The organism is Mycobacterium sp., assembly GCF_025965855.1.
GTDB lineage: Bacteria > Actinomycetota > Actinomycetes > Mycobacteriales > Mycobacteriaceae > Mycobacterium.
This window is the reverse complement of the sequence record NZ_JAOPWB010000072.1, coordinates 1-10758: the sequence shown is the minus strand read 5'-3', so window position 1 is coordinate 10758 and position 10758 is coordinate 1. Positions and strand designations below refer to the sequence as shown.

Sequence of the window (10758 nt, the reverse complement as noted above, 5' to 3'; positions counted from 1 at the left end):
GGTGCGCCGGGCGCCGGGGCGGCCGCCGGGGCCTGCCCGGGGTCGGCGAGCGCGGTGCGCTGCTCCGGCGTCAGGGACACGTACTGCGACTTGACGACGGCGATCTGTACCTGCAACTGGCTCTGCTTGGACTGCAGGCTCGCCCGGACCGCGGCGGCCTGTTCGGCCGCGCTCTTCGCGTCGGCGGCGGACTTGGCGGATGCCTGCTCGGCTTTGGCGGCCTGCTCACCGGCGACGCGGTAATTCGACATCTGGGTGCGCATCTGGGTCGCCATCAGCCGCTGCACGGCCAGCTTGTCGATCAGGCCCTGGGGCGAACCCGCGGTCAGCATGGCCTCCATGCCGTCGACGCGGCCGCCCATGTACTGCGCGGCGGCCAGCTTGTTGACAGCGCCTTGGAAGGCGGCCAGGCGTGCCTTGGCCGAATCCATGGCGGCCTGGTCACCGGTGTGCTTCTTCTCCGCCGCCTGCTGGGCCGCCAACTTGTCGTTCAGGTCGAGCTGGGCGCTGTGCATCGCCTCGGTGGTCTGCTCGGCCTGGCGGGACAGCTGGTTGAGTTTGGCCAGCGCGTCCTCGGCTGGATCGGCCACGGAGTTCGCGGCAAAAACCCCCGCGAAGAGGGTCAAGCCCGCTAACGTACCTAGAGCAGAGCGTGTAATGACACGCGCAAACGGGTACCTAAAAGCGAAGCTCAAAATTGCATCCTTAAACGGCCTGCGACTGGCACTGCCGGAGCGCCGTCGGACGAGTTTAGGTCTCAAACAGGTTACGAAACGATATCGACGTTTGTCCAAGCGGGACCGTTAAGAAATCAGATAGATTTCTGTCATTAGCTTGTGAATGATGGCAATTCCCTAAGATGGTCCAGCGTTTTTGGCGCACAAGGCAATTAGGCTACACCGGACCCTCGGTCGCGATGAATCGGCACCAGCCGCAACCGCGGCGCGAGTCCGACCTCGGCGAGCACTTCGAGCGCGGCCCGCTCGTCCTGCAACAACGTCTGCGGGACCCCGAGTAACACGCTGACCACGCAGTCGCGACATCCGGGGCCACGTACCGCGCAGTCGTCGCAATCGATCACCACCGGCGCCTCGGCGGCGGCGGCGGTCGGGTCGGGTGGCTTTGTGCCGTTGCCGTATGCCATCGGGTGCCCTCTCGGTCTGGCGTTGCGAACGCTGAGTCGCGCCTGCACCCGAACGGTAACCGTGGGCACCGACATCGATGACCCGGTGCGTCCCGCCCGGCGTGGGAACCCCGCAGCTGTCGGTGGACATGCCTAACGTCGCGGCCATGGGTGCGAGCGGTGCGACTCAGCTGAGTTTCGCCGACTTGGGCCCACGCTGGGACCCGGCCGCCTCCCGGTTCTCCCCCATTGAGGAACTCCCCTTGCGCGAAACCACTTTCGTGGTGGTGGACCTGGAGACCACCGGCGGACGCACCAAAAGCGCCGACGGCGCGCCGTGCGATGCCATCACCGAGATCGGGGCGGTCAAGGTCCGCGGCGGCGTCGTGCTCGGCGAGTTCGCCACCCTGGTCGACCCCCAGCGCAGCATCCCGCCCCAAATCGTGCAGCTCACCGGCATCACCACGGCGATGGTGTGCGACGCCCCGACCATCGACGCCGTGCTGCCGATGTTCTTCGAGTTCGCCGGCGGTGCGGTGCTCGTCGCCCACAACGCCGGGTTCGACGTCGGGTTCCTGCGCGCCGCCGCGCAGCGATGCGCAATCCCCTGGCCCCGGCCGCCGGTGCTGTGCACGGTCCGCCTGGCCCGCCGGGTCCTCGGTCGCGAGGAAGCCCCCAGCGTGCGGCTCGCCGCCCTGGCGCGGCTGTTCGCCGTGGCCACCCAGCCGACCCACCGCGCCCTCGACGACGCCCGCGCCACCGTCGACGTGTTGCACGCCCTCATCGAGCGGGTCGGCAACCAGGGCGTGCACACCTACGCGGACCTGCGCTCGTACCTGCCCGACGTGACCCCGGCCCAGCGCCGCAAAAAGGTGCTCGCGGAAGGCCTTCCGCACCGGCCCGGGGTCTACCTGTTCCGCGGACCGGCGGGCGAGGTGCTCTACGTCGGGACCGCCGTCGACCTGCGGCGGCGGGTGGGCCAGTACTTCACCGGCGCCGATCCGCGCGGCCGCATGAAGGAGATGGTCACGCTGGCCGGCGCCGTCGACCACGTCGAGTGCGCGCATGCGCTGGAGGCCGGCGTGCGAGAGCTGCGGATGCTGGCCGCGCACGCCCCGCCGTACAACCGGCGATCGAGGTTCCCGCAGCGGTGGTGGTGGCTGGCGCTCACCGATGAGGCGTTTCCGCGGCTGGCGGCGGTGCGGGCGCCGCGGCACAACCGCGCCGTCGGCCCGTTTCGGTCCCGCACGGACGCCGCCGAGACGGCCGCCGTGCTGGCGCGGTTCACCGGCGCCCGGACGTGCACCGCGCGGATCGGACGTTCGGCCTTGCACGGGCCGGCCTGTCCCGAGGCCGAGGTGTCGCCCTGCCCGGCGCGGCGCGGCGTCACGGCCACCCAGTACGCGGCGGCCGTGGCGCGGGTCGCGGCGCTGATCGACGGGCTCGACGACGGCGCCCTGGCCGACGCCGTGCACCAGGTCACCTTGCTTGCCCAGCAACGTCGCTTCGAGAGCGCCGCGCGGCTGCGCGACCGCACCGCCGCCGCCATCGAGACGCTGTGGCGCGGCCAGCGGCTGCGGGCTCTGGCCGCGCTGCCCGAGCTGATCGCCGCCGCACCCGATGGCCAGGGCGGCTACCAGCTCGCCGTCATCCGCTACGGCCAGCTCGCGGCGGCCGGCACGGCCAAACGCGGGGTGCCCCCGATGCCGGTGGTCGACGCCATTCACGCTGGCGCACAGGCGATCCTCCGAGCGGCGGCCCCGCTCGGCGGCGCGCTCGTCGAGGAGACCGCGCTGATCGCGCGCTGGCTGACCGCACCCGGGGTGCGCATCGTCCGGGTCTCGGACGCCTCAGACGAGGGATGGGCCTCGCCGCTGCGGTCGGCCGGCGCCTGGTCGGCGTGGGCGGCGTTGGCCCGCTCGGCGCGGCTGGCCGGCGAGCAAGCCACGCGGGATTCAGAGCTGCTGGCCGAACCGCACCCATCGCGCGAGCAGCTGTTCGGCCGCCCCGGAGTCGATGGCCGCGCGGGCGCGGCGCAGCCCGTCCTCCCACGCGGGCAACCATTCAGCGCGGCTGGATAGGCCGGCGTGGGCGACGATCGCCCCGGCGGCGTTGAGCACGACGGCGTCCCGGACAGCGCCCTTGGCGCCGCCCAGCACCGCGCGCGCCTCGGCGGCGTTGGCTTGCGCGTCACCGCCCAACAGGTCGTGCAGGTCGGCCCGGGCGAACCCGAATCCGGCCGGATCGAACGTCAGCCGGTCCACAGTGCCGGCCTGCACCCGCCAGATCGTGCTCGTGGTGGTGGTGGTCAGCTCGTCGAGCCCGTCGTCCCCGTGCACCACCAGCACGCTGGACCCGCGCGCCGCGAACACTCCGGCCATCACCTCGGCCAGGTCCGCGAACGCGCAGCCGATCAAACCCGCCCGCGGCCTCGCCGGATTGGTAAGCGGCCCAAGGAGATTGAACACCGTGGGCACCCCAATCTCGCGGCGCACCGCGGATGTGTGCCGATACGACGGGTGAAACAGCGGCGCGAAGCAGAAGCCGATCCCGACTTCGCCGAGGCTGCGCGCGACCTCGTCGGGTTCCGAGTCGATGCACACCCCGAGCGCCTCGAGCGTGTCGGCGCCCCCCGACAGCGACGACGCCGCCCGGTTGCCGTGCTTGACCACCGGCACCCCCGCGGCCGCAACCACGATCGCCGCCATAGTGGACAGGTTGACTGTGTTGACGCCGTCGCCGCCCGTACCGACGATGTCGACGGCGTCTTCGGGGATCCCGCTCGAAGGCATCGGGCGGGCGTGGCTCAGCATGACGTCGGCCAGCTCCCTCACCTCGGCCGCGGTGGGTACCTTCATCGTCAACGCCACCGCGAAGGCCGCGATCTGGGCCGGGCTGGCGTCGCCGGACATGATCTGGTCCATCGCCCAGCCGGCCTGGCCCCGCGCCAGTTCCTGCCCGCCCGTCAGGCTGCCGAGGACCTGCGACCACGACCGCGCTTCCCCGGGAGGACGCCGGGGGGACGCGGCTTCGGATGACGCGGTCACGCGCCGATGGTCCCACGAGGATCACCCGGCCCCCAACAGTTGCCGGAAGCGCGCCGGTCGGGGCGCGTGAAACGCCGATTAGCGAAATTTCCGACCCGGGTAGAGTTCGACAACTACAAAGCGTCATACTTGCGGATGTGACCAGCGCTGTGGGGACCTCGGGTACTGCGATCACGTCGCGAGTGCATTCGCTGAACCGGCCCAACATGGTCGCCGTCGGCACCATAGTTTGGCTTTCCAGCGAACTCATGTTCTTTGCTGGCCTGTTCGCGATGTATTTCACGGCGCGGGCGCAGGCCGGCGGGAAATGGCCCCCGCCGCCGACCGAGCTGAACCTCTACCAGGCCGTCCCGGTGACGCTCGTGCTGATCGCGTCGTCGTTCACGTGTCAGATGGGCGTGTTCGCGGCCGAGCGCGGCGACGTCTTCGGGCTGCGCCGCTGGTATGTGCTCACGTTCCTGATGGGCCTGTTCTTCGTCCTGGGCCAGGTGTACGAGTACTACCACCTGATGTCGCACGGGACGACCATCCCGGGCAGCGCCTACGGCACCGTGTTCTACCTGGCGACCGGCTTCCACGGCCTGCACGTCACCGGCGGCCTGATCGCCTTCATTTTCCTGCTGGCCCGCACCGCGATGAGCAAGTTCACGCCGGCGCAGGCGACGGCCAGCATCGTCGTCTCCTACTACTGGCATTTCGTCGACATCGTCTGGATCGCGCTGTTCACCGTGATCTATTTCATCCGATGAGCCGGCGCTAGACGGACAGGAGTGCTCGGTTGAAGAAACTGGGGTCTACCCGAAACGGTGCCCGGCGGGGTCAGCCGCGACAGGGGCAGAGTGATCGCTCGCGACGGCGTCTGCGGCGCCGGCTGTCGGGCGGCCTACTGCTGCTGATCGCGCTGACCGTCGCCGGCGGCCTGGCCGCCGTGCTGACCCCCACCCCGCAGGTGGCGGTCGCCGACGAGTCGTCGTCGGCGCTGCTGCGCAACGGCAAGCAGCTGTTCGACATGTCCTGCGTGTCGTGCCACGGCGCCAACCTGCAGGGCGTGACCGACCACGGGCCGAGCCTGATCGGGGTCGGCGAGGCGGCCGTCTACTTCCAGGTGTCCACCGGCCGGATGCCCGCCATGCGCGGCGAGGCCCAGGCGCCGCGGAAGGAGCCGATCTTCGACGAGGCTCAGATCGACGCGATCGGCGCCTACGTGCAGGCCAACGGCGGCGGCCCCACCGTCGTGCGCAACCCCGACGGCAGCATCGCGATGCGCTCGCTGCGCGGCGACGACCTGGGCCGCGGCGGCGACCTGTTCCGGCTCAACTGCTCGTCGTGCCACAACTTCACCGGAAAGGGCGGGGCACTGTCGTCCGGCAAGTACGCGCCCGACCTGGGTCCCGCCAACGAGCAGCAGATCCTGACCGCGATGCTGACCGGCCCCCAGAACATGCCGAAGTTCTCCGACCGCCAGCTCTCCTTCGACGCCAAGAAGGACATCATCGGCTACGTCAAGACGGTCAACGAAGAACGGCAGCCGGGCGGCTACGGTCTCGGCGGATTCGGACCCGCGCCCGAGGGCATGGCCATGTGGATCATCGGGATGGTGGCCGCCATCGGGCTGGCACTGTGGATTGGGGCGCGATCATCATGAGCCGCGCCGACGACGATGCAGTGGGGGTACCGCCCGCTTGCGGGGGACGAAGCGATGAAAGAGGAGCGGCGCGAAAATGACTGACGACGTGCGCGGCTCGGACACCGGCGGAACCTCTCAGGGCGTCGGCGCGCGCGAGCCCGACGAGGCGGCGCTGGACACGATGTCGCAGCAGGAGCTGGTGGCGCTGGGCGGCAAGCTCGACGGCGTCGAGACCGTCTTCAAGGAGCCCCGCTGGCCGGTCGAGGGCACCAAGGCCGAGAAGCGCGCCGAGCACTCCGTGGCGCGCTGGCTTTTGCTGGGCGGCGGGTTCGGGCTGGCGTTGCTGGTGGTCTTCCTGTTCTGGCCGTGGGAATACAGGCCCAGGGAGGCCGCGGGCAACTTCCTGTACTCGCTGGCCACCCCGTTGTACGGCTTTACCTTCGGGATGTCCGTACTCTGCATCGCGATCGGTGCAGTGCTCTATCAGAAAAGGTTTATCCCCGAAGAGATTTCGATTCAGCAACGCCATGACGGCGCCTCGCGTGAGATCGACCGCAAGACGGTCGTGGCGAACCTGGCCGACGCATACCAGAGTTCGACGATCGGCCGGCGCAAGCTGGTTGGACTGTCGCTGGGGCTAGGGCTGGGCGCGTTCGGCCTGGGCACCCTGGTCGCGTTTGCCGGCGGCCTGATCAAGAACCCGTGGAAGCCCGTCGTACCCACCGCCGACGGCATGAAGGCCGAGCTGTGGACGTCGGGCTGGACACCGCGCTACCACGGCGAAACGATCTTCCTGGCGCGATCCACCGGTTCGCCCTCGGGAGCGCCGTTCGTGAAGCTGCGCCCCGAGGACATGGACGCCGGCGGCATGGAGACCGTCTTCCCGTGGCGCGAGTCCGACGGCGACGGCACCACCGCCGAATCACACGAGAAGCTGAGCGCGATCAAGATGGGCATCCGCAATCCGGTGATGCTGATCCGCATCCGGCCCACCGACCTGCCGCGGATGGTCAAGCGCCAGGGCCAGGAGAGCTTCAACTGGGGCGCGTTCTTCGCCTACACCAAGGTCTGCTCGCATCTGGGTTGCCCGTCATCGCTGTATGAGGAGCAGTCCTACCGAATCCTGTGCCCGTGTCACCAATCGCAGTTCGACGCACTGCATTTCGCCAAGCCGATATTCGGCCCCGCGGCGCGTGCGCTGGCGCAATTGCCGATCACCATCGACTCCAACGGGTATCTGGTCGCCAACGGTGACTTCATCGAGCCCGTCGGTCCGGCATTCTGGGAGAGGACGACATCATGAGTCCGAAACTGAGTCCCCCGAAGATCGGTGACGTCCTGGCCCGCCAAGCCGAGGACATCGACACGCGCTACCACCCGGCGGCGGCGGTGCGCAGACAGCTCAACAAGGTCTTCCCCACCCACTGGTCGTTCCTGCTGGGCGAGATCGCGTTGTACAGCTTCATCGTCCTGCTGATCACCGGCGTGTACCTGACGCTGTTCTTCGACCCGTCCATGGTCGACGTCACCTACAACGGCGTCTACCAACCGCTGCGCGGCGTCGAGATGTCGCGCGCCTACCAATCGGCGCTGGACATCTCGTTCGAGGTCCGGGGCGGTCTGTTCGTCCGCCAGATCCACCACTGGGCCGCCTTGATGTTCTCCGCGGCGATCATGGTGCACATGGCGCGCATCTTCTTCACCGGAGCGTTCCGGCGGCCCCGCGAGGCCAACTGGGTCATCGGTTCGCTGCTGCTGATCCTTTCCATGTTCGAGGGCTACTTCGGCTATTCGCTGCCCGACGACCTGCTGTCGGGCATCGGCCTGCGCGCCGCGCTGTCGTCGATCACGCTGGGCATGCCGGTGATCGGCACCTGGCTGCACTGGGCGCTGTTCGGCGGCGACTTCCCCGGCACCATCCTGATCCCCCGGCTCTACGCGCTGCACATTTTGCTGCTGCCGGGGATCATCCTGGCCCTGATCGGGCTTCACCTGGCGCTGGTGTGGTTCCAGAAGCACACCCAGTTCCCCGGCCCCGGCCGCACCGAGCACAACGTGGTCGGCGTGCGAGTGATGCCGATCTTCGCGGTCAAGTCCGGCGCGTTCTTCGCGGCCATCGTCGGCGTGCTGGGCCTGATGGGCGGCCTGCTGCAGATCAACCCGATCTGGAACCTGGGTCCATACAAGCCATCTCAGGTTTCGGCTGGCTCGCAGCCGGACTTCTACATGATGTGGACGGAGGGCCTGGCCCGTATCTGGCCGCCGTGGGAGTTTTACTTCTGGCACCACACCATCCCGGCCGCGGTGTGGGTCGCGCTGCTCATGGGCGTGGTCTTCATCCTGCTGATCATCTACCCATTCCTGGAGAAACGGTTCTCCGGCGACTACGCGCACCACAATTTGCTGCAGCGGCCGCGGGACGTTCCGGTGCGCACCTCGATCGGGGCCATGGCGATCGCCTTCTACATGGTGCTGACCCTCGCCGCGATGAACGACATCATCGCGTTCAAGTTCCACATCTCGCTCAACGCAACGACGTGGATCGGGCGCATCGGGATGGTGATCCTGCCGCCGTTCGTCTACTTGATCGCCTACCGGTGGTGCATCGGGCTGCAGCGCAGCGACCGCGACGTGCTCGAGCACGGCGTCGAGACCGGCATCATCAAGCGGCTGCCGCAAGGTGCCTACATCGAGCTGCACCAGCCGCTTGGCCCCGTCGACGACCACGGCCACCCGATTCCGCTGGAATACCAGGGCGCGGCCCTTCCCAAGCGGATGAACAAGCTGGGCTCGGCCGGCGCACCGGGTAGCGGCAGCTTCTTGTTGCCCGATCCGGCGCCCGAGGACACCGCGCTGCGCGAGGCGGCGCACTCCGCCGAGCAACGCTCCCTGACCGCGCTGCGCGAACACCAGGACACCGTCGTCGGTTCGAACGGCGAGCACGGCAGCGAGCACTAGCGGCGCCGCTCAGTTTCGCGACACTCGCACCACGCACACGACACGCCGAAAAACGTAGCCGCGGTTTAAGTTTCGCGGCATCCCCGACGGAGGAGCGCGGCACGCACGCGTCGCACGACGTGCTCGGGCCTATCCTCAGCGATCACTCGGATGACGATCCAGCCAAGTTCTGCAAGCTTGCGCAGCCGCCTCTGGTCTCGGACATACTGGCGGCGGTCGGTGCGGTGTTGGTCGCCGTCATACTCGGCCGCCACCTTGTACTTCTCCCAACCCATATCGAGCACGCCGACCAGTCGCCAGTTTTCATTGACCGGTATCTGCGTGGTGGGAACGGGCAGGCCGGCATCGATCAACAGCAAGCGCAGCCACGTCTCCTTCGGCGATGCGGCGCCAGGATCCACAAGGGGAAGTGCCGCACGCAGCCTGCGCAGGCCGCGCGTGCCCGGGTATCGCTTGGCAAGGAGCAATACTTCCTCCGCGGCGAACGGGGTCGCGCGCATCAGCGCGTCGAGCCGCGCCACCGCCTCGCCGGTGGGCAGTTGTCGTGCCAGGTCGAACGCCGTCCGCGCGACGGTGGTCACCGGCAGTCCCGCGACACGGGTGACCTCGTCGGGCTCAAGGCGTTGATTACGGGTGATTACCCCGATGGGGGAATGCGGGTTACGCCAAATCAGCTCGATGGACTCGTCGTCGTCAATCCACTCCGCGCCATGCAGCGCTGCTGCCGCAAGTCCGGCTAGGACGCCGCGTCGGTCCGACCACAGCCAGGCCGCGTGAGAACGCCGTCGAAGCGACGGCGCCGCGTAATCCGCCAGGTATACGTCGGGATAGATCGCCCGGAATTCGGTTCGCAGCTGATACGGGCTCAGCCTCCCCCGGCGCACCGCCTCGCTGCCTCTGAATACGTCGTCCATAAACGAAAGACGTCGCGCCGCGCCGCAGGGATCCACGAGACTTAAACCGCTGCAACATGTTCCGGCGTGTCGTCGCACACGTTTAAGTGTCGCGAGGCCGTGAGTGCGGGCGGCTAACGAGCTGCTAGCGGGTGTCGACGATGCGGCGCAGCTGGCGGATGTGCAGCCATTCGACTGCCGGCATCGCCGCGCTGATGGCCCCGGCCAGCCCGTAGGCCACCCAGGACGGGCCGTCGTGACCGACGGCCATCAGGTACGTCGCCGCCGCCGCCGCGATCAGTGCGGCACCCATCGTGCTGGTCAGTAGGACGGTGCCGCGCAACCAAATCCGGTCCACAGCCGCTCCGGACCACTCGGCGGGCCGCTCCGCGGCTTGCACCCTCGGCTGGCGGGCCCGCTCGGCCGCGGTGCGCGGCGCGGGCGCCATGAGGCGCACCGGGGGCCGGTTCGGCGCGCGCGCCGTCGCCGGCCGGGTTGCCGGCTCGATCAGGCCCATGCGGCGGGCCCGCAACAGCACGGGGATCGCTCCGGCGATGATCAGCGCGGAAACGATGATGACGGCGTACAGCACCCACGAGGTGTGCGAGCCCCCGGCCATCGTGTGGTAGCCCCGGCCCAGATCCACCAGCGCGACGGCCGCGGCCACGCTCACTCCCAGCAACACCAACCAGACGACGGCGCACGCGCCGACCAGTATGCGATCGATGATGTCCGGCGGAATGGTGTCCGAACCGCGCCGATAGGCGGAATACCTGCTGACCATCAGCAGTTCGTCTGCGGTGCGTCGCTGGTGTTCGACGACAGCACCGTTCCGTCGCTGGTGGTGATCGAGCAATTGAGCCTGCTGACCCGGAAAAGGCTGGAAGCCTGGACCGATCCGACGTCGGACGTCGAGATCGGTGTCACGGTCATCGACCACGGGATGTACACGTTGTGCTGGGTGCGTGATCGACCGGACGCGTCGACGTAGGTCACCGAAATGATGTCGCCCGGCGCCTTGGTGCCGGTCACCGAATAGGTCACCTGACGCGGGCCGGCCGGGGCCGTGCTCGCCGGCGGCGGCGGGGCCGCAGCCGTCGTGGTCGCCGG

The 10758-nt window shown here is 68.7% G+C and carries 9 protein-coding genes and 2 pseudogenes; 5 read left to right on the top strand and 6 right to left on the bottom strand.

The features are described 5' to 3' along the window. Together JWP83_RS05240 and JWP83_RS05235 are read right to left on the bottom strand one after the other, a co-directional pair. A pseudogene (locus JWP83_RS05240) lies at positions 1 to 695 on the bottom strand (endopeptidase); the annotation flags it as partial. Positions 696 to 889: 194 nt separating this feature from the next. Beyond that, positions 890 to 1144, bottom strand: coding sequence for a hypothetical protein (locus tag JWP83_RS05235; protein WP_297726792.1), 255 nt, complete (start codon positions 1142 to 1144; stop codon positions 890 to 892). Between the two features lie 77 nt (positions 1145 to 1221). Here JWP83_RS05235 and JWP83_RS05230 point away from each other — a divergent pair. Continuing rightward, positions 1222 to 3141 (top strand): annotated as a pseudogene (locus JWP83_RS05230) (DEDD exonuclease domain-containing protein); the annotation flags it as partial. On the opposite strand, the gene trpD reads toward JWP83_RS05230, so the two are convergent. Next, a complete protein-coding gene (trpD, locus tag JWP83_RS05225; protein ID WP_297726790.1) occupies positions 3079 to 4170 on the bottom strand; it encodes an anthranilate phosphoribosyltransferase in 1092 nt (363 codons plus the stop codon). The pseudogene JWP83_RS05230 and the gene trpD overlap by 63 nt on opposite strands. Before the next feature lie 137 nt (positions 4171 to 4307). Between trpD and JWP83_RS05220 the strand changes: the two genes are divergently transcribed. The 4 genes from JWP83_RS05220 to JWP83_RS05205 all read left to right on the top strand — a co-directional run bounded on the left by JWP83_RS05220 (position 4308) and on the right by JWP83_RS05205 (position 8755). Then, positions 4308 to 4919 carry a heme-copper oxidase subunit III gene (locus tag JWP83_RS05220; RefSeq protein ID WP_297726787.1) on the top strand — a complete coding sequence of 204 codons (612 nt, stop codon included), beginning with the start codon at positions 4308 to 4310 and terminating at the stop codon, positions 4917 to 4919. A gap of 29 nt (positions 4920 to 4948) precedes the next feature. Next, the gene (locus tag JWP83_RS05215) at positions 4949 to 5815 is read left to right on the top strand and encodes a cytochrome c (protein ID WP_297726784.1); all 867 of its coding nucleotides are present in this window, start codon (positions 4949 to 4951) and stop codon (positions 5813 to 5815) included. 76 nt (positions 5816 to 5891) lie between these two features. After that, complete coding sequence (locus JWP83_RS05210) at positions 5892 to 7100, top strand: ubiquinol-cytochrome c reductase iron-sulfur subunit (RefSeq protein WP_367185579.1); 1209 nt, start codon at positions 5892 to 5894, stop codon at positions 7098 to 7100. Next, the gene (locus JWP83_RS05205; RefSeq protein ID WP_297726780.1) at positions 7097 to 8755 is read left to right on the top strand and encodes a cytochrome bc complex cytochrome b subunit; all 1659 of its coding nucleotides are present in this window, start codon (positions 7097 to 7099) and stop codon (positions 8753 to 8755) included. Before JWP83_RS05210 ends, JWP83_RS05205 begins: the two co-directional genes overlap by 4 nt. A 65-nt stretch (positions 8756 to 8820) precedes the next feature. Here the strand turns inward: JWP83_RS05205 and JWP83_RS05200 are convergent, their stop codons facing one another. From JWP83_RS05200 to JWP83_RS05190, 3 genes are all read right to left on the bottom strand, one after another. After that, positions 8821 to 9669, bottom strand: coding sequence for a hypothetical protein (locus JWP83_RS05200; RefSeq protein WP_297726777.1), 849 nt, complete (start codon positions 9667 to 9669; stop codon positions 8821 to 8823). Positions 9670 to 9793: 124 nt separating this feature from the next. Then, complete coding sequence (locus JWP83_RS05195) at positions 9794 to 10432, bottom strand: DUF2561 family protein (protein ID WP_297726775.1); 639 nt, start codon at positions 10430 to 10432, stop codon at positions 9794 to 9796. Continuing rightward, on the bottom strand, positions 10432 to 10758 hold a 327-nt coding region (locus JWP83_RS05190), incomplete at its 5' end, for an MmpS family transport accessory protein (protein WP_297726773.1). The genes JWP83_RS05195 and JWP83_RS05190, both read right to left, overlap by 1 nt.